Here is an 18,445-nt window from a genome sequence, read left to right as displayed (position 1 = left end):
GGGACGGTCAGACCGTGCACCGACTCGGCGTCGATGCGACGGTTCAGTTCGACGCCGGCAATGATGTTGCCCCACTGGTCGGATCCGCCGACCTGCAGCGAGCAGCCGTGACTGCGCCGCAGGTGCAGGTAGTCGTTGGCCTGGAGCAGCATGTAGCTGAACTCGGTGTAGGACATGCCGTCGGATTCGAGGCGCCGCTTCACGGTGTCTCTCGCGAGCATCACGTTGACGGAGAAGTGCTTGCCCACGTCGCGCAGGAAGTCGATGGCCGACAGCTTGCCGGTCCAGTTCATGTTGTTCTCGATGATCGCGCCGCTCGGCGAGTCGTCGAAGTCGACGAATCGTTCGAGCTGACCCCGGATCCGATCGGCCCATTCGGCCACGGTGTCGGCGGAGTTCATCGTCCGCTCACCGACGTCGCGGGGGTCGCCGATCAGACCGGTCGCTCCGCCGGCCAGCACGATGGGGCGGTTGCCCGCACGCTGGAAGCGCTTCAGCGCGAGCAGGGGCACGAGATGGCCGGCGTGCAAACTCGGTCCGGTCGGATCGAAACCGGCATAGAGCGTGACCGGTCCGGCATCGAGATCACGACGCAGCGCGTCCAGATCGGTTGATTGGGCAATGAGCCCGCGCCAGGTCAGTTCATCGATGATGTTCTCAGTCACGGTTTCGATCATCCCATCTGCTCGTCGGCGGACATCGCACGCGGGCTTCTCCGGTACGCGGACACGGCCGGCGACTCCGGAATCCAGAAGCGCCACGGCCGGTCGGCGGCCGTACTGACACCGACGCGGGGACCACTCACCCAGCCGTCCGACTCCGCGACCTCCAGTCGAACCGGCGAATCGGACTCGAACAGCGCCGCACCGTTCTCCGCGAGGGTCACGCCCGTCGCGGACCCCAGGTTGCCGGGACCGCGCGCCCACTCCGCGGGTCGCGTGACGTGGGGCCTGCGCGCCTGGACCGTCGCGCAACCGTCGAGCACTTCGCCCGCACGGAGAAGCACCCCGCCCGCGACTCCGACCGGCCCGTACGACACGTTCATGCAGAAGTGCATCCCGTAGCTGCGGTAGACGTACAGGTGCCCGGCCGGTCCGAACATCACCTCGTTGCGCGGCGTCCTCCCCCGGTACGAGTGCGATGCCGGGTCGGGCCACGGGCCGTCCTTCTCCCCGCCGTACGCCTCCACTTCGACGATGCGGATGCGGACGTCTCCGACGACCAGCGTGGATCCGAGGACGATTCGCGCGGCGTCGACGGGTTCGGCCCGGTCAAGTCGATCGATGGTCACGTCCCGATTCTCCACAACCGTTGACGACGCCACCCCGGCGGTCGCATAATTCATCAAGCAATGAATTCACCCTGTGATGAATTGAGGCCCGCCATGACCGGCAGCCCGGCGATCGACATCCGAGATCTGCACGTGCGCAGAGGCAAGAACGAAGTGCTGCACGGCATCGACGTCGAGGTGCCGAGCGGTTCCATCACCGGCCTCCTCGGACCCTCCGGTTGCGGAAAGACCACGCTGATGCGGTGCGTGGTCGGCACTCAGATCGTGGAATCGGGGACGGTCACGGTGCTGGGCTCCCCCGCAGGCTCGGTCTCGCTGCGGAGCCGCGTCGGATACGTCACCCAGTCACCCAGCGTGTATGCCGACCTCACGGTCAAGAAGAACGTCGCCTACTTCGCCGCGCTCTACGGTCAGCCGTCGAACGCGGTCACCGAAGCCATCGACGCGGTGGGGCTGACCCGGTTCGCCACCCAGAAGGCGGCGGACCTGTCGGGAGGACAGCTCGGACGGGTCAGCCTCGCCTGCGCCCTGGTGGCGCGCCCCGAAATCCTCGTCCTCGACGAGCCGACCGTCGGCCTGGACCCACTCCTACGCGTCGAACTGTGGGAACGGTTCGACGCTCTCGCCGAGGCCGGTACCACCCTGCTGGTCTCGAGCCACGTCATGGACGAGGCCGAACATTGCGCTTCGCTGCTCCTCATGCGCGACGGTTACGTTCTCGCGCAGGTCTCCCCCGGCGAACTCCGGGAGCAGACCGGTGAGACGAGCCTCGAAGACGCCTTCCTGAACCTCATTCGCGCATCACATGTCGGGAGCGAGAACTGATGAACGTCACGATCTTCGCGGCCACTGCGGGCCGGATCCTCGCGCAACTGCGAACGGATCACCGCACTGTCGCCATGATTCTGGTGGTACCCAGCCTGCTGATGGTGTTGCTGTACTTCCTGTACCAGAACGTTCCGGCGCCCCCCGGTCAGCAGTCGCTGTTCGAGCGCGTCGCGATCACGATGCTCGGCATCCTTCCGTTCGTCGTGATGTTCCTCGTCACATCGATCGCGATGCAACGCGAACGCACGTCGGGAACGCTCGAACGCCTCCTCACGACCCCGCTGGGCAAACTCGACCTGCTCGGCGGGTACGCGGCGGCGTTCTCCACCGCCGCGGCTGCCCAGGCGGCGCTGGCTTGCGTCGTCTCGTTCGGATTCCTCGGCCTCACCACCGAGGGCAGCGTGACGTGGGTGCTGCTGATCGCCGTGCTGAACGCGATCCTCGGCGTCGCCCTCGGCCTACTGTGCAGCGCCTTCGCGCGGACCGAGTTCCAGGCGGTGCAGTTCATGCCGGTGGTCGTGGTTCCCCAGCTCTTCCTGTGCGGGCTCCTCGTTCCACGGGATCAGCTCCCCACGTGGCTCGAGTGGATCAGCAACGTCCTCCCGCTGAGCTATGCGGTAGACGCACTGCAGCAGGTCGCCACCCATCCCGGCGCGACGGGCGTCATGTGGCGAGACCTGGCCGTGGTCGCCGCCTTCGCGCTTCTCGCACTGTCGCTGGGCGCCGCGACCCTGAGGCGTCGCACACCATGACCGAGCCCGCGACACGCGCAGACGCCACCCCCGGGCTGCGCACGGGACGACGCCCGGGCAACCCGGACACCCGGTCACGAATCCTGACGACTGCACGGAAGATGTTCGCACAGAATGGCTTCGACAAAACCAGCGTGCGCTCCGTGGCCACCGGGGCCGGCGTCGACTCCGCCCTGATCCACCACTACTTCGGAACCAAACGTGAACTGTTCCTCGCCTCGGTCGACATTCCCGTGGATCCGACGCAGGTGATCGCGCCGGTGCTCGACATTCCGACGGGCGAGGTCGGCAGCCACCTCGCCCGGGCCGTCTTCTCCGTCTGGGAGTCGCCGCACAAGCCCGCCGTGGTCGCGGCGTTCCGGTCCGCGATGGCGGGGAACGAACCCAATCTCATTCGCACGTTCCTCCTGGAGGTCGTGCTCCGAGACCTCGGACCACGCGTCGACGATCCGCCGGGAACCGGGATGCTGCGCATGCAGCTGGTGGCATCCCAGATGGCCGGGGTTCTGGTGACGCGGTACATCCTCGAATTCGAGCCGCTCGCGTCCCTGCCCGTCGACGACCTCGTCGCGATCGTCGGACCGACGTTGCAGCGCTACCTCACCGGCGCTCTGCCGGTGTGATCAGGCCTCGCCGGCAGCCCGCGCGAGCAGTGTCTCGTGCTCGTCCGCGCCGACGTCCCGGGCCTCGTCGATGAGGAGGACGGGAATTCCGTTCTCGATGGGATACGCCCGCCGCAGGCGAGGGTTGTAGAGCAGCTCGTCGCCGACCAACAGCAGAGGACCCTTGTCCTGTGGGCACGCGAGAATGCCGAGCAACGTCGGATCAATAACCACGGAAGTCCTCTCCAACCGTTCGGGTGAGCAGTGTCAGGTTACCGCGCACCGGCAGGCACCCCCGCCGAGCCGTTCTGAAACTCCGCGGCCACGGCCTTGGTCAGTCGCTTGTACTGCTGCGATTCCGGATCGACGTACCACACACGGGTTCCCGGCTTGGGCAGTCCGGCCGCGCTCAGCGCCTCGGCATTCGGACGGTACGAGGACCCCAGCGGGATGTCCTCCACTACCTGGATGATGTCGGGTCGCAGCGCGGGAGGAAGCACCTCGAAGGCGTCGGAGATTTCCGCCAGCCTCGGCGCCCGCCCTTCGCGGAGGGTGAACGCGGCCACGGCCAGTGTCCGGTCTCCGACCTCCACCCCGTAGGCCACCGCGAGGTCGACGCGATCGACGGACACGAGCGCATCGACGATCGGCTGAGTGAACACGGCTCCCCTCGGAGTCGCGATGACGGTCTTCCTGTGGTCGACCAGCCAGTAGTCCCCGTCGGCGTCGCGACGGAAGAGGTTCTCCGTCGGAATCCAGGCGTCGCCCGCGGCGAAGATCCCCCGCATCGCGCCGCCGGACATCTCTGCGTGCACGCCCGCCCGGCCGAGGAGCAGACCGACCTCGTCGTCCTGACATTCCCGGATGAACCCCTGCTCGTCCTCGAGCAGCCGGCCGGCGATCGGGTCGTAGGCCGCGAGCCGCACCTCGGCACTCCCCGGGAGGGGTCGGCCCTTCGCCCCGACCTTCGCGCCTGCGACGTTCGCGAGTACGACGTCGCCCTCGGTGGACGCGTAGAACTCGAGGACCTTCGCCGGTGCGAACCGCTCCGTCGTGCGACGCCACAGTCCCTGCGGCATTCCGGATCCGATGAAGAGCCGGACGGGGTGACTGCCGTCGAGCGCGAGGTTCTCGGCGTCGAGAATCTCGCGCATCATCGTCCACGTGTAGCTCACCACGGTCACCCCGTAGCGGTGGACTTCCTCGGCAAACCGCTCGGGATCGACTCCGCGTGAGAGCGCGATCCGGGAGCCACCTGCCACGGCACCACCGATCGCGGCCAGCAGACTCGACGAATGATGCAGGGGTGCAAGGCAATACACGGTGTCGCCACGGTCCAGATCGGCGGCCGAGGCCGTTCCGAACGCCGACAGCGCCCACCGGTAGTTGGTAATCTGCTTCGTCTCCCAGTGGCCGTTGGACTCACTGCAGATGATGAATGCCAGTTCACGAGCGAGACCGGGATCAGGCCGGTACCAGCCCGGCAGTGTCACGGCGGCGGGGTCGATCTTCTCGAGGTCCACGACGTTCGCCGACGGATCCACATCGAGTTCGCGCTGGTCGCCACCGCCCAGAACCAGGACCTGCATCCCGGTCGCGATCGCCGCGTCGAGATTCTCCGGGTCGGTGACGATGCGTTCGACACCGTCGATGCGGATCGCGGTGTGGACCTCCCGGCCCGGGGGCAGCAAGACAGCCACCGCACCGAGACGGGACAACGCCGCGATGGCGGCGAGCGCACTCGGCCGCGTCTGCATCACGACGCCGACGTGGGCGGCGGGACGGACACCGGCCTGGATCAGGCCGCGCACCACGTTGTCGATCCGCTGATTGACCGCCGCGTAGGTGTGGACGCGATTGTCGAAGAGGAAGCACTCGCCGCCCGGCGCCTTTCGACCCTGTTCGGCCAGCAACCGGCTGAGCGAGATCTGGGTGTGGGGCTGGATCTGACCGAGCCGGGCCAGCCGCGGCAGCGCCCGCGTGGCCTCGCCGGACAGCTCCACCGTTCCCCGCAGCGCCCCCGAAGCGAAATCACTGATCCCTTTGCCGACCCCGACACCGACCTCGGCGACCGATGCCACGGTGTGAATGATGCGGTCGCTGATGGAGACTCCGGATTCGCTGCCGAAATGTTCGTCGTAGCGCATGAGCTCGATGTTGGTGGGCCGCGGCCCGAGACCCTCGTTCCACAGCACCCACTTCCCGGTCGTGGGCCATGTGTGGGTCGCCGCAGCCGAACCGACGACGAGACCGAAATGTCCTGCTCGCAAAGTTGATTCGTACACATTCGCCCGTGGGGCGGCCCGGCGGATGCCGCGGACGGCCAACGGCTGACCGATGTCGTCGACCTCCCCGACGAACGCGAGGATGGGGCAGGTCAACTCCGCGAGCGACACCACCTGGTCCTTGATCACGAACCCGCCGGTCATCATGCGGTTGTGCACGATGAACTGCTTGAGCAACTCCGCGACGGCCGGACCGGACCACGCCACCCAGCCCTCGGTCGCGAGGAATCGTCGCTGCTGTTCCCGCGGCAACAACGCTTCCCGGTCGTGCAGCTGACGCAGGAAGTCGAGCCTCGACTTCAGTGTCTTGACGGGATCGAGGAGCTGAAAACCGGTGCGCGCCATCCACCCCGACACCGCGAGCCGGTTGAAGACGTGGTCGGCGAGGAAGCCGGCGGCGTCGGTGGCGAATCCTGCCGGGATGCCGAACGGCAGCCCGGCGAGCGTGTCGACCGGACTGCCGAACGTCACGAGGCCGGCGATGTTGCGACTGCGGCGGTACGCGGCAGCCTGGTAGGCGAACATACCGCCCTGCGAGTATCCGGACAGGTAGACGTCACGACCGGTGTGCGCCCGCACCTGGTCGATGATCTCGCTGATCGCGACGATGTGGTCGGCGAGATTCCGATCCCACCCGCCCTCTTCGGAATCCGGCGATCCGAAGTCGACAACCCACGGGTCGATTCCCATCGAGTGCAGGATGCCGACCGCACCCTGATCCCGGGTCACGTCGTACACGTCGGCCGACATCATCATCGGCGGGACCAGGACGATCGGGGGCCTTGCGTCGGCAGGGTCGGTGTCGGGGAAATACCGCCGGAGCCGGTACATCGGTGCGCGTTCGACCACCTCGAACGGCGATGTGGTGAGGTCCGTCTCGAGTCCGCCGAGACGAACTACCTCCAACCCGTTCTGCGCCGTCGCCACCACGCGACGGATCGGGCCCATCACCGTTTCGGTATTCAGTCCCACGAACACTCTCCCAGACTCTCGAACCGTGACGCACGTCTCGCTGCCGCCCGCCCTCACCCTACTGCGCTCGACGCGTCACACAGCCCCTAATCCGGGGCGTCCGACGCCGGCGTCATCGACACCACTCACGCAGCGACTCGGACAGCTGACGGACCCCGCCCAACTGTTCGGCCACACGGATACCGGCCGTACCGCCGCGGGCGTTACGCGAGGCGATCGAGCCCTCGACGGTGAGCACCTCCCGCACGTCCGGAGTGAGCGCCACGTCGACCCCGGCGAGTTCGTCGTCGGTGAGATCCTCGAGTCCGACGCCCCGCGCCTCGGCGACGCGGACGCACGCCCCCGCCGCCTCGTGCGCGACCCGGAACGGGACACCCTGACGAACGAGCCACTCGGCGATGTCGGTGGCCAGCGTGAATCCCGCCGGCGCCAGTTCCGCCATCCGGTCCGTGTGGAATTCGAGAGTGGCCACCAGTCCGGTGATCGCGGGGAGCAGCAACTCGAGCTGCGCGACCGAATCGAAGACCGGCTCCTTGTCCTCCTGCAGATCACGGTTGTACGCGAGCGGCTGCGCCTTCAGGGTGGCCAGCAGACCGGTCAGGTTGCCGATCAACCGACCGGACTTGCCGCGGGTGAGCTCGGACACGTCCGGGTTCTTCTTCTGCGGCATGATCGACGAGCCGGTCGACCAGGCGTCGGCAAGCGTGATGTAGCCGAATTCCGGAGTGCTCCAGAGAATGACCTCCTCGGCCATCCGCGACAGGTCGACGCCGATCATCGCGAGCACGAACGCCGCCTCGGCCGCGAAATCCCGCGACGACGTGGCGTCGATGGAGTTCTCGGCGGACGAATCGAAGGCGAGTTCCGCGGCGATCGCCTCGGGATCGAGTCCGAGTGACGAGCCGGCCAGCGCTCCGGAACCGTACGGCGACACGGCCGCCCGCACGTCGAAGTCCCGCAACCGCTGAACGTCACGAAGCAACGGGTGCGTATGTGCCAGCAGATGGTGCGCGAGCAGCACCGGCTGCGCGGCCTGCAGGTGGGTCTTGCCCGGCATCACCGCGGAGGGGTGCGCGGCGGCCTGCGTCGCGAGGGCGTCGACGACGTCGAGCACCCCCGCGGCCACCCGGCGGACGGCGTCCCGCAGCCACATCCGGAACAGCGTCGCCACCTGATCGTTGCGCGAACGCCCGGCGCGCAGGCGTCCCCCGACCTCGGGACCGACCCGATCGATCAGACCGCGCTCGAGCGCCCCGTGCACGTCCTCGTCGGATTCGCTCGGGACGAACTCGCCGATCGCGACGTCGGCCGCGAGCCTGCCGAGACCGTCGAGCATCGCCGCCAGGTCTTCGTCACCGAGCAGGCCCGCCTTGTGCAGCACCCGGGCGTGCGCCTGGGACGCGCGCACGTCGTACGGGGCGAGCACCCAGTCGAAGTGGGTGGACTTGCTCAGCGCCGCCATGGCGGCGGCCGGTCCGGACTCGAACCGGCCGCCCCAGAGGGCTCCTTCGTTGGTGCCGTGAGCACTCATACCTAGAGACCCAGATCGCGCTTCGCCGCGACCTTCGAGGACAGTCCGTGGATCTGCACGAACCCCTTGGCGTAGGACTGGTCGAACGTGTCGCCCTCGTCGTAGGTGGCCAGGTTGAAGTCGTACAGGGACTGGTTGCTGCGGCGGCCGTTGACGATGATCGCACCGCCGTGCAGCACCAGCCGGATGTCGCCGGAGACGCGTTCCTGAGTCTTCTCGATGAACGTGTCCAGCGCGACCTTGAGCGGCGAGAACCAGAGGCCGTCGTACACCAGCTCACTCCAGCGCTGCTCGGTCTGCCGCTTGTAGCGGCCGAGTTCGCGTTCCTGCGTGACGTGCTCGAGTTCCTGGTGGGCGTTGATGAGCACCATGGCTCCGGGAGCCTCGTAGATCTCACGGCTCTTGATGCCGACGAGACGGTCCTCGACGACGTCGAGGCGGCCGACGCCCTGAGCGCCGGCGCGGCGGTTGAGCTCCTGGATCGCTTCGAGGACGCTGACCGGCTTGCCGTCGATCGCGACGGGGCGGCCGGCCTCGAAGCTGATGATCAGCTCGTCGGGGGCCTGCCAGTTGACGGTCGGATCCTGCGTGTAGTCGTAGACGTCCTTGGTCGGCGCGTTCCACAGGTCCTCGAGGAACCCGGTCTCGACGGCGCGGCCCCACACGTTCTGGTCGATCGAGAACGGCGACTTCTTGGAGACGTTGATCGGGATCTCGTTCTCCTCGGCGAACGCGATCGCCTTCTCACGGGTCCACGCGTAGTCGCGGACCGGTGCGATCACGTCGAGGTCGGGAGCGAGCGATCCGAAGCCGACCTCGAACCGGACCTGGTCGTTGCCCTTGCCGGTGCAGCCGTGCGCGACGGTGGTGCCGCCGTGGGCACGCGCGGCCTCGACGAGGTGCTTGACGATCAGCGGGCGGCTGATGGCCGACACGAGCGGGTAGCGGTCCATGTAGAGGGCGTTGGCCTGAATGGTCGGCAGGCAGTATTCGTCGGCGAACTCGTCGCGCGCATCCACCACGACCGACTCGACCGCACCGCAGTCGAGTGCACGCTGACGCACGACCTCCATGTCCTCGCCGCCCTGGCCGAGATCGATGGCGACAGCAACAACTTCCTTGCCCGTCTCCTTGCCGATCCAGCTGATGGCGACTGAGGTGTCCAGCCCGCCCGAGTAGGCGAGTACGACGCGATCGGCCATGGTCCTTGTGCTCCTTAGGTTGAAGATCTGTAGAGATGATTCAGTTGTCAGGCGAGGGATTCGATCTTGGCCGCGAGTTCCGCCCCGCTCAACGGCTCCCGTGCCACCACGAGAATGGTGTCATCCCCCGCGATGGTTCCCACGACGTCAGGTAATGATGCCCGATCGAGTGCACTCGCCAGATAGTGCGCTGCCCCCGGGGGAGTTCGCAGCACCGCCATGTTGCCACTGGCATCGGTCGACACCAGTAACTCCCCCAGCAACCGCGACAGCCGGTCGGTTCCGCCGGAGACGCCGCGGACGGGATTTCCGTCCTCGGGCACCACGTATACCCCGGCGCCGCCGTCTGCGGCGCGAAGCTTCACGGCACCCAGTTCCTCGAGGTCTCGCGACAGCGTCGCCTGGGTGGCGTCGATGCCCTCCGCCGCGAGCAGCGCCGCGAGTTCGGTCTGGCTGCGAACCGGGTTGTTCGACAGGATCGCGACGATGCGCGCCTGCCGTCCCGCCCGTGTCGGTGCCGTCGCCGCGTTGGCGGCGCGCTGCGGCGGTGCCGCACCCGCACCTGCACGCTGCGGAGGGGCCGCACTCACGGACGGTCCCCGGTTCGCTGCGCGAGCAGCCACACGAGCAGTGCCTTCTGCGCGTGCAGCCGATTCTCCGCCTCGTCCCAGACGACGCTCTGCGGTCCGTCGAGGACCTCGTCGGTGATCTCCTCCCCGCGGTGGGCGGGCAGGCAGTGCAGGACCACCGCGTCGGCGTCGGCCTTCGCGAGCAGCGCCTCGTTGATCTGGAAGGGGCGGAACGGACCGACCCGGTCGAGCCCGTCGTTCTCCTGGCCCATCGACGTCCAGGTGTCGGTGACGAGTGCGTCCGCGCCGACGACGGCTGCCTGCGGGTCACCGGAGAGGGTGATGGTCGCGCCGGTCTCGGCGGCCCGCGCCCGGGCCGCCTCGACCACCCACGGCAGGGGTGCGAACCCCTCGGGGCTGGCAATGGTCACGTCGACGCCTGCGGTCACACCGCCCAGCATCAGCGAGTGCGCCATGTTGTTGGCGCCGTCGCCGAGGTAGGTGAGCTTCAGTCCTTTCAGCGAACCCTTGCGCTCCGCGAGGGTCTGCAGGTCGGCGAGGACCTGGCACGGGTGGAACTCGTCGGACAGCGCGTTGACGATCGGGACGTCGGCGCCGGACGCCATCGCCTCGAGCCGCTTCTGCCCGAACGTGCGCCACACCACGGCGTCGACGTACCGCGACAGGACGCGGCCCGTGTCCTGCAGCGTCTCCTCGCGGCCGAGCTGGGTGCTGCGCCCGTCGACGACGATGGCGTGACCGCCGAGCTGGGCGATGCCCATCTCGAACGAGAACCGGGTACGCGTCGAATTCTTCTCGAAGATCACGCCGACCCCGCGGGGGCCTTCGAGCGGGCGCTCGGCGAACGGGGCCTTCTTCAGCCTGGCGGCGAGCTCGAGGACCTCGGCCTGCTGCGCAGGGGTGAGGTCGTCGTCCCGGAGAAAGTGTTTCACCACGGTCGTCACTGCTTTCCCGGCTGAGAAGCCGATTGCGCGTCGTCGAGAATCGCGGGCAGCGCCGCGACGAATCCTTCGGCCTGATCGTCCGTGAGCACCAGGGGCGGAGCCAGCCGGACAACACCCGGCTGCGCGGCGTTGATCAGGTATCCGGCCTCGCGCGCGGAGTTCTCCACGGCGGGGGCCACGTCCTGAGTCAGGACGATGCCGAGCAGCAGTCCGGCGCCGCGGACGTGGTCGATCAACGGATGTCCGAGACCTTCGATGCCGGCGGAGAGCGACTTGCCGAGCGTGTCGGCGCGGGAGATGAGGTCGTCCTCGGCGATCGTCCGCAGCACGGCGAGCGCCGCCGACGCGCAGACGGGGTTCCCACCGAACGTCGTGCCGTGCTTGCCCGGCCCGAACAGGTCCGCGGCCGCGCCGGTCGCGATGCACGCGCCGATCGGCATCCCGCCACCGAGACCCTTCGCGAGGGTCATGACATCGGGCACGATCCCGACCGCCTGGTGTGCGTAGAACCATCCCGTGCGGCCGATCCCGGTCTGCACTTCGTCGAGCACGAGCAGGGCGCCGCGATCGGCGGTGATCTGCCGTGCGCCCGCGAGGTACCCCTCCGGCGGGACGACGACTCCGCCCTCGCCCATCATCGGCTCCAGGAACACGGCCGCGGTGTCGGCGTCGACGGCACGATCGAGTGCGTCGAGATCGCCGTACGGCACGTGCACGACACCCGGAGGCATCGGCTCGAACGGCGCCCGCTTGGCGGCCTGCCCGGTGAGCGCGAGAGCACCCATCGTCCGGCCGTGGAAGGAGTTCTCGGCGGCGATGATCTTCGATCGTCCGGTGGCCCGCGCGAGCTTGAACGCCGCCTCGTTGGCCTCCGTGCCGGAATTACACAGGAAGACACGCCCGGGGGCGCCCAGGTGGGAGAGCAGCTTCTCGGCCAGTTCGATCGCCGGCTCGCTGGCGTACAGGTTCGACACGTGCCCGAGGGTCGACAGCTGCGTCGTGACGGCCTCGATGATCGCCGGGTGTGCGTGCCCGAGGATGTTGACGGCGATGCCGGCGAGGAAGTCGACGTACTCCTTGCCGTCGGCGTCGGTCAGCACCGCTCCCTGACCGCGCGTGAGTGCCACCCGGGGGACGCCGTACGTGTTCATCAGAGCGCCGGACCAGCGCTGCTGGAGTTCCGGGGTTCCGGTCATGAGGCAACTCCCTCGTTAGGTGACGTCGGGCCGGGCGTGACCATCGTGCCGATGCCCTCGCCGGTGAACAGTTCGAGCAGAACGGAATGCGCGACGCGGCCGTCGATGACGTGCGCGGTGGGCACACCACCGCGGACCGCGCGCAGGCAGGCCTCCATCTTGGGCACCATGCCGGCATCGAGGCTGGGCAGCAGTTGCGCGAGCGCGTCCACGTCGATCTCGGTGGCCAGCGAATCGCGGTCCGGCCAGTTCGTGTACAGCCCTTCGACATCCGTGAGGACCACGAGCTTCTCGGCGCCGATGGCCTCGGCGAGTGCGGCGGCAGCAGTGTCCGCGTTGATGTTGTGCACCACACCGTCCGCGTCGGGGGCGATGGTGGACACCACGGGAATCCGGCCCGCTCGGATGAGATCCAGGACGGCCTCCGGGTTCACCGTCGTGACGTCGCCGACGAGGCCGATGTCGGTCGGCCTGCCCTCGACCATCACGGTGCGCTTGGTGGCGGTGAACAGGTGCGCGTCTTCGCCGGAGATGCCGACGGCGTACGGTCCGTGCGCGTTGATCAGTCCGACCAGTTCGCGGCCGACCTGGCCGAACAACACCATCCGGACGACGTCCATCACCTCGGGGGTGGTGACGCGGAATCCGCCCTTGAATTCACCTGTCATGCCGAGCTTTCCGAGCATGGCATTGATCTGGGGGCCGCCGCCGTGCACGACGACCGGCTGGATTCCGACCGTCCGCAGAAACGCCATGTCGGCGGCGAATGCCGTCTTCAGCGCGTCGTCGACCATGGCATTGCCGCCGTACTTCACGACGACGACCTTGTCGCGGAACTGCTGCAGCCACGGCAGCGCCTCCGCCAGGACGTGGGCCTTCTGGTGATCGGTGATGCCGCTGAGGGCTTCGCTGGTCGCTGTCATGACGAGTACGCCGAGTTCTCTTCGACGTACGCGTGTGAGAGGTCGGTGGTGCGGATGCTCACCGCGTGCTCGCCCAGACCGAGGTCGATGTCGAGGGAGATGTCGATGTCGCTCAGGTCCACGTCCCGCGCACCCGGTGCGCCGACGCCGTCGATGCAGACGGGGGCGCCGTTGAACGACACCGAGATCTTGTCTGGGTCCAGTTCGATCGGCGCGATGCCGATCGCCGCAAGCACCCGGCCCCAGTTGGGGTCGGAGCCGAACAGCGCCGTCTTGACGAGGCTGTCCCGCGCCACCGTCCGGGCGCCGATCAGGGCGTCGTCCTCACTGACCGCGCCGCGGACCGTGACCCGCACCCGCTTGGTGACGCCCTCCGCGTCGGCCATCATCTGATCTGCCAGATCGTCGCAGACGGCCGTCACCGCGGCGTTCAGCTCTTCCTGGGTCGGTGTCACGTTGCTCGCACCGGACGCCAGCAGCAGCACAGTGTCGTTGGTCGACGTGGCACCGTCGACGTCCAGCCGATCGAACGTCACCCGGGTGGCCGCCCGCAGCGCGGCGTCGAGTTGCGCGGCGGTCGCGACGGCGTCGGTAGTCACCACGCACAGCATCGTCGCCAGCGCGGGGGCCAGCATGCCTGCGCCCTTCGCCATCCCGCCCACGTTCCACTTGTCCGCATGATGCAGGGCGGCCTGCTTCGGCACCGTGTCGGTGGTCATGATGGCGTACGCGGCGTCGGTGCCACCCGAGATTCCCCCGGCGAGTTCGTGCACGGCCTCGGTGACCCCGGCCAGGACCTTGTCCATGGGCAGGCGGTCGCCGATCAGACCGGTGGAACACACCGCGACCTCGACGGCGCCGGTCTCGGTTCCCCAGTTGCTCAGCGCGGACGCCACTTCCTCGGCCGTCTTGTGCGCGTCCTGGAACCCGCCCGCACCCGTGCACGCGTTGGCCCCACCGGAATTGAGCACGACGGCGCGCAGCCTGCCCGTGGTGAGCACCTGCTGCGACCACAGCACCGGCGCGGCCTTGACCTTGTTCGCGGTGAAGACTCCCGCGGCAGCGAGTTCGGGTCCCTCGTTGACGACGAGAGCCAGGTCGGCGTTGCCGCTCGCCTTGATACCCGCCTTGATCCCGGATGCGCGGAAGCCCGCTGGGCCCGAGACTCCCTGGGTTCGGACCAGGGCGCCGCCGGCGACCTCCCGGGTCGGGTGCGGATCGATCGTGCTGTCACTGCTCACGGGGCAACTCCCACTGTCGAGAGACCGGCGGTCTCGGGTAGTCCAAGCGCAAGATTCATCGATTGCACGGCTCCCCCGGCGGTGCCCTTCGCAAGGTTGTCGATCACCGCGACCACGACGATCTGACCGGCGTCGGCGTCGACCGTCACCGCGATCTGGACGGCGTTCGATCCGACGACCGCACCGGTCTGCGGCAGCACGCCCTGGGGCAGCACGTGCACGAACGGTTCGTCCGCGTACGCCTTTTCGTAGATCGCGCGCACCTCGTCCTCGGACGCCGTGGTGGCCGCGGTGCACGTGGCGAGGATGCCGCGCGGCATCGGCGCCAGCACGGGGGTAAACGACACGGTGACACGCTCACCGGCGAGTTCGGAGAGGTTCTGGATGATCTCCGGGGTGTGGCGGTGCACGCCGCCGACACCGTAGGCACGGACCGAACCCATTACCTCGGAGCCGAGCAGATCGGCCTTGGGTGCGCGTCCCGCGCCGGAGGCACCGGTGACGGCGACGATCGTGACCCGCGGTTCGACGACACCCGCGGCGACCGCCGGGGCCATCGCCAGGCTCGACACCGTCGGGAAGCACCCGGGGACGGCGATGCGTGTGGCGCCGGCCAGCTTCTCGCGGGCACCCGGGAGTTCCGGAAGTCCGTAGGGCCAGCTACCCGCGTGCGGGCTCTTGTAGTACCGCTCCCAGTCCTCGGCGTTCGTCAGCCGGAAGTCGGCGCCGCAGTCGATGATGACCGTGGACTCGGGCAGCGCCTTCGCGTACTGCGCCGAATTGCCGTGCGGCAGACCGAGAAACACCACGTCGTGTCCGGCGAGCGTCTCGACGGTGGTGTCCTCGAGCACTCTGTCTGCGAGGGGAAGCAGGTGCGGATGGTGCGAGCCCAGAGTCGATCCGGCGTTGCCGCCTGCTGTGAGCGCGCCGATGACGAGCGAACCGTCCGCATACGACGGGTGCCCCAGCAGCAGACGCAGCACCTCGCCACCGGCGTATCCGCTCGCGCCGGCGACGGCAATCCTGATCGGTTTTCCCGCGTGCTCAGTCATACGATTGATTATGCATCATCATGCAAGCTAATACACACCGCGGTCTCTCGGCGGGACGGAAACCGTGGTCACTGCTTGCCGAGCGACCGCCGAATCTCGTCGAGTTTGGCCTTTCCCGCCTTCTCCCGCTTCTCCCACGCCTCGTCGAGCGACTGCCCCGAGGGGCTGTCGTGCGCGAGTTCGGAGGAGCCCATCGCCGTCCCGAACCGTCCCTCGATCCGCTCACGTACGCGGTCGAACGTCGGGACACCCCCCGGCGTGTAGTCCGGCTCGGGCACCCCGGGCGCGATGTGGGACACAACCTCCGCGGTCACCGGATCCTCGACCGGGATCGCCGCCCCCACGTCCACCGCCGCGAGCAACGCCCCGAGGCCCGGTCGACCCGCGGCCACCGCACGCACCACCTCGAGGAACTCGGCGTCGGTCAACTGACTCGCCGCCGCCACGACGTCGCGCACTTCGGTCATCGCACCGCTCCTCACCGTCCCGGGCCCTCCACCCAGGCTACGGCTCAGCTGCGCAGTTCGGCACCCACGGCAGCGGACGCCGCGGCCACGGCGGCGTCGCGGGCGGCGCTTGCCTCGTCCTCGGTCAGGGTGCGGTCGACGCCTCGGAATCGCAGCGCGAACGCCAGCGACTTCCGGCCCTCCCCGACCTGCTCACCTTCGAACACGTCGAACAGTCGGATGTCCTCGAGGAGCTCCCCTCCACCCGACCGCAGGGCGGCCTGGACCTCGGCGGCGGGTACCGCGGTGTCGACCACGACCGCCACGTCCTGGAGGACCGCGGGGAAGGGCGAGACCTTCGGCGCGGGCAGGTTCTCCACCAGCGGCAGGGCGTCCAGATCGATCTCGACGGCACTCGTCCGCGGGGGAAGCCCGGCGCGCTCGAGCACGGCGGGATGCAACTCGCCCGCATGTCCGACGACGACACCGTCCACGATCAGCTCCGCGCCGCGTCCCGGGTGCCACGGCAGGTACTGCGTCGCGCGGAATTCGACCTCGACCCCGGCCGCGGCAGCGACCGTCCGGGCGGCGGCGAACGCGTCGGTGGCGTCCGCTGCGCGGCCCGCGCCCCACGGACCGCTCGGCTCACGCTGCCCCGTGAGGACCGCCGCCACGTGCACCGGCTGGTCCGGCAACGACTGGAGCAGTGCCGTGATCTGTTCGTCGGTCGGGCGCCGGTCCACCGGCAGCGCCTCGACCGGCTTGGTGTCGGCGCCCGGCAACACGACCTGCGCGATACCGAACAGCGACAGGTCGCGCTGACCGCGGGAGACGTTGCGGGCGAGGACCTCGAGAAGTCCGGGCAGCAACGTGGTGGCCAGTTCCGGCCGATCCGATTCGAGCGGGTTGAGCACCGTGCTGGTGTTCCTGCGCGGATCCTCGGCTCCGAGCCCCCACGTGTCGAAGATCGCGGTGGGCAGGAAGACGGGGGGAAGGATCTCGACGTATCCCGAGAACGCCAGTGCACGGCCGACGGCGCGTTTGCGGCGCTGCGCAGGAGTCAGCCCACGACCCGCGGGGGCTGCGGGCAGCACCGACGGAATCTTCTCGAGCCCCTCGAGGCGCAGCACCTCCTCCACCAGGTCGGCGGGCTGCACCAGGTCGGGCCGCCACGACGGCGGGCCGGCAACGAGCTGGCCGTGGCCGCTGTCGCTGACCCCGACCTCGACGTTGCAGCCGATCTGCGTCAGCCGGCGCGCAGCGGTGCCGTTGGGGTAGTCGACCCCCGCCACGCGGTCGGGGAGGTCGATGTCCATGTGGATGGGCTCGTGCGGGGTGACCTCACCGATGTCGGTGAGCGCCGGCTCGACCCGCCCGCCGGCGATGTCGACGAGCAGCGCGGCCGCCCGGTCCAGTGCCGCGACCGGGATCTCGGGGTCGACCACGCGCTCGAAACGCTTGCCGGCCTCGCTCGACAGCTTGTGCCTGCGCGCGGTCTTGAACACCGCAAGCGGATCCCATGTGGCCGCCTCGAGCAGGATGTCGGTGGTTTCCGACCCGACCTCGGTGGACGCGCCACCCATGATCCCGGCCAGCGACACGACGCCCGAATCGTCGGCGATCACGACGTCCTCGGGGTCGAGGACGCGCTCGGTCTCGTCGAGCGTCGTCAGCTTCTCCCCCGCCACCGCGCGGCGCACGACGAGTTCGCCGCTGATCTTCGCGGCATCGAACGCGTGCAACGGCTGGCCCAGTTCGAGCAGAACGTAATTGGTGACGTCGACGGCCGGCGAGATCGGGCGGACCCCCGACAGCAGCAACCGGCGCTGCAGCCACCACGGGCTGACCGCTTTCGGATCGATACCCGTCACCCGGCGAGCGGCGAATCGCGTCGCCTTGGATTCCGGTTCGACGCGGATCGGCCACGCCTCCCCCTCCGCCGGGTACGGCGCCACCGACGCCGGGTCGGCGAAGTCGAGGTCGAACCCGCACGCCAGTTCACGGGTGAGCCCGCGGACGGAGAAGCAGTAGCCGCGGTCCGGGGTGATGTTGAGTTCGATGACGGTGTCGTGCAGGCCCATCAACTCGTTGGCGTCCGCGCCGGGGAGCGCGGTGCCCGGCTCGAGGACGAGGATGCCCGAGTGGTCCTTGCCGATGCCGAGTTCGGCCACCGAGCAGATCATCCCGTCGGAGACCTGCCCGTACGTCTTGCGGGACGCGATGGCGAAACCACCGGGAAGGACTGCGCCGGGGAGTGCGACCACCACGAGGTCGCCTTCGGCGAAGTTCCGGGCGCCGCACACGATGCCCTGCGGCTCGGCCGCCCCCACATCCACCTTGCAGAAGCGGATCGGCTTCTTGAACTCGGTGAGCTCGGTGATCTCGAGAACCTTGCCGACCACGAGGGGGCCGTCGACGGGCTCGAGCCGGTCGACTTCCTCGACCTCGAGCCCGACCCGGACGAAACCTGCGTCGAGTTCCTCGGCGGTGACGTCCCAGTCCGGGGTGGCACGCTGCAGGATCTCGGTCAGCCAGGATTGCGCTACTCGCACGTCTGCTCAGCTCTCTCGTTCGTGAAAATGTCGTGACT

The 18,445-nt window shown here is 68.6% G+C and carries 17 protein-coding genes (1 of these 17 running past the window's edge); 3 read left to right on the top strand and 14 right to left on the bottom strand.

Going from position 1 to position 18,445, the window contains the following annotated elements:
* On the bottom strand, positions 1–665 hold the 5' portion of the coding sequence (gene tyrS / locus DTA22_RS20650) for a tyrosine--tRNA ligase (RefSeq protein WP_112300755.1). It extends 613 nt beyond the left edge of the window; only the first 665 of its 1,278 coding nucleotides appear in the window; the start codon lies at positions 663–665; its stop codon lies off the left edge, out of view.
* A gap of 8 nt (positions 666–673) precedes the next feature.
* A complete protein-coding gene (locus DTA22_RS20645) occupies positions 674–1,345 on the bottom strand; it encodes a DNA-3-methyladenine glycosylase (RefSeq protein ID WP_112300737.1) in 672 nt (223 codons plus the stop codon).
* 39 nt (positions 1,346–1,384) lie between these two features.
* On the opposite strand from DTA22_RS20645, the gene DTA22_RS20640 reads away from it, so the two are divergent.
* Genes DTA22_RS20640 through DTA22_RS20630 form a run of 3 tightly spaced genes read left to right on the top strand, consistent with a single transcriptional unit; the run spans position 1,385 to position 3,494 of the window.
* Positions 1,385–2,116 (top strand): ABC transporter ATP-binding protein, encoded by a 732-nt coding sequence (locus tag DTA22_RS20640; RefSeq protein ID WP_112300736.1) that lies wholly within the window; start codon positions 1,385–1,387, stop codon positions 2,114–2,116.
* Entirely contained in the window at positions 2,116–2,871 is a 756-nt protein-coding gene (locus tag DTA22_RS20635) for an ABC transporter permease (protein WP_037237320.1), read from the top strand. Before DTA22_RS20640 ends, DTA22_RS20635 begins: the two co-directional genes overlap by 1 nt.
* Positions 2,868–3,494 carry a TetR/AcrR family transcriptional regulator gene (locus DTA22_RS20630; protein WP_037237323.1) on the top strand — a complete coding sequence of 209 codons (627 nt, stop codon included), beginning with the start codon at positions 2,868–2,870 and terminating at the stop codon, positions 3,492–3,494. The genes DTA22_RS20635 and DTA22_RS20630 overlap by 4 nt, the downstream gene beginning before the upstream one ends.
* On the opposite strand, the gene DTA22_RS20625 is transcribed toward DTA22_RS20630, so the two are convergent.
* The 12 genes from DTA22_RS20625 to pheT form a co-directional block, all read right to left on the bottom strand.
* Positions 3,495–3,707, bottom strand: a complete 213-nt coding sequence (locus DTA22_RS20625; RefSeq protein ID WP_005247353.1) for a Trm112 family protein — start codon at positions 3,705–3,707, stop codon at positions 3,495–3,497.
* A 38-nt stretch (positions 3,708–3,745) separates the two neighbouring features.
* Positions 3,746–6,736 carry an acyl-CoA synthetase gene (locus DTA22_RS20620; RefSeq protein ID WP_112300735.1) on the bottom strand — a complete coding sequence of 997 codons (2,991 nt, stop codon included), beginning with the start codon at positions 6,734–6,736 and terminating at the stop codon, positions 3,746–3,748.
* 106 nt (positions 6,737–6,842) lie between these two features.
* Positions 6,843–8,261, bottom strand: coding sequence for an argininosuccinate lyase (gene argH / locus DTA22_RS20615; RefSeq protein ID WP_112300734.1), 1,419 nt, complete (start codon positions 8,259–8,261; stop codon positions 6,843–6,845).
* Between the two features lie 2 nt (positions 8,262–8,263).
* Entirely contained in the window at positions 8,264–9,463 is a 1,200-nt protein-coding gene (locus tag DTA22_RS20610; protein WP_005247359.1) for an argininosuccinate synthase, read from the bottom strand.
* A gap of 47 nt (positions 9,464–9,510) precedes the next feature.
* The gene (locus tag DTA22_RS20605; RefSeq protein WP_037237329.1) at positions 9,511–10,053 is read right to left on the bottom strand and encodes an arginine repressor; all 543 of its coding nucleotides are present in this window, start codon (positions 10,051–10,053) and stop codon (positions 9,511–9,513) included.
* Positions 10,050–10,997: an ornithine carbamoyltransferase gene (argF, locus tag DTA22_RS20600; RefSeq protein ID WP_112300733.1), complete on the bottom strand. Its 948-nt coding sequence runs from the start codon at positions 10,995–10,997 to the stop codon at positions 10,050–10,052. Before argF ends, DTA22_RS20605 begins: the two co-directional genes overlap by 4 nt.
* Positions 10,994–12,193 carry an acetylornithine transaminase gene (locus tag DTA22_RS20595; protein ID WP_112300732.1) on the bottom strand — a complete coding sequence of 400 codons (1,200 nt, stop codon included), beginning with the start codon at positions 12,191–12,193 and terminating at the stop codon, positions 10,994–10,996. Before DTA22_RS20595 ends, argF begins: the two co-directional genes overlap by 4 nt.
* Entirely contained in the window at positions 12,190–13,116 is a 927-nt protein-coding gene (argB, locus tag DTA22_RS20590; protein WP_112300731.1) for an acetylglutamate kinase, read from the bottom strand. Before argB ends, DTA22_RS20595 begins: the two co-directional genes overlap by 4 nt.
* Positions 13,113–14,357, bottom strand: a complete 1,245-nt coding sequence (gene argJ, locus DTA22_RS20585; protein ID WP_112300730.1) for a bifunctional glutamate N-acetyltransferase/amino-acid acetyltransferase ArgJ — start codon at positions 14,355–14,357, stop codon at positions 13,113–13,115. The genes argB and argJ overlap by 4 nt, the downstream gene beginning before the upstream one ends.
* Positions 14,354–15,409, bottom strand: a complete 1,056-nt coding sequence (gene argC / locus DTA22_RS20580) for an N-acetyl-gamma-glutamyl-phosphate reductase (RefSeq protein ID WP_037237343.1) — start codon at positions 15,407–15,409, stop codon at positions 14,354–14,356. The genes argJ and argC overlap by 4 nt, the downstream gene beginning before the upstream one ends.
* Positions 15,410–15,477: 68 nt before the next feature.
* Entirely contained in the window at positions 15,478–15,876 is a 399-nt protein-coding gene (locus DTA22_RS20575; RefSeq protein ID WP_112300729.1) for a hypothetical protein, read from the bottom strand.
* A gap of 44 nt (positions 15,877–15,920) precedes the next feature.
* Positions 15,921–18,407, bottom strand: a complete 2,487-nt coding sequence (gene pheT, locus DTA22_RS20570) for a phenylalanine--tRNA ligase subunit beta (RefSeq protein WP_112300728.1) — start codon at positions 18,405–18,407, stop codon at positions 15,921–15,923.
* Positions 18,408–18,445: the final 38 nt, after the last annotated feature.

This window comes from Rhodococcus wratislaviensis, assembly GCF_900455735.1.
GTDB classification, from domain to species: Bacteria; Actinomycetota; Actinomycetes; order Mycobacteriales; family Mycobacteriaceae; genus Rhodococcus_F; species Rhodococcus_F wratislaviensis.
The sequence above is the reverse complement of the archived record's forward strand: the minus strand, read 5'-3'. Positions and strand labels throughout refer to the sequence as shown.

Excerpts from the sequence above, each read along its gene's own strand:
- DTA22_RS20645 (WP_112300737.1), bottom strand. The coding sequence starts at position 1,345 with ATGAATTATGCGACCGCCGGGGTGGCGTCGTCAACGGTTGTGGAGAAT.
- DTA22_RS20640 (WP_112300736.1), top strand. The coding sequence starts at position 1,385 with ATGACCGGCAGCCCGGCGATCGACATCCGAGATCTGCACGTGCGCAGA.
- DTA22_RS20635 (WP_037237320.1), top strand. The coding sequence starts at position 2,116 with ATGAACGTCACGATCTTCGCGGCCACTGCGGGCCGGATCCTCGCGCAA.
- DTA22_RS20630 (WP_037237323.1), top strand. The coding sequence starts at position 2,868 with ATGACCGAGCCCGCGACACGCGCAGACGCCACCCCCGGGCTGCGCACG.
- argH (WP_112300734.1), bottom strand. The coding sequence starts at position 8,261 with ATGAGTGCTCACGGCACCAACGAAGGAGCCCTCTGGGGCGGCCGGTTC.
- DTA22_RS20610 (WP_005247359.1), bottom strand. The coding sequence starts at position 9,463 with ATGGCCGATCGCGTCGTACTCGCCTACTCGGGCGGGCTGGACACCTCA.
- DTA22_RS20595 (WP_112300732.1), bottom strand. The coding sequence starts at position 12,193 with ATGACCGGAACCCCGGAACTCCAGCAGCGCTGGTCCGGCGCTCTGATG.
- argB (WP_112300731.1), bottom strand. The coding sequence starts at position 13,116 with ATGACAGCGACCAGCGAAGCCCTCAGCGGCATCACCGATCACCAGAAG.
- argC (WP_037237343.1), bottom strand. The coding sequence starts at position 15,409 with ATGACTGAGCACGCGGGAAAACCGATCAGGATTGCCGTCGCCGGCGCG.
- DTA22_RS20575 (WP_112300729.1), bottom strand. The coding sequence starts at position 15,876 with ATGACCGAAGTGCGCGACGTCGTGGCGGCGGCGAGTCAGTTGACCGAC.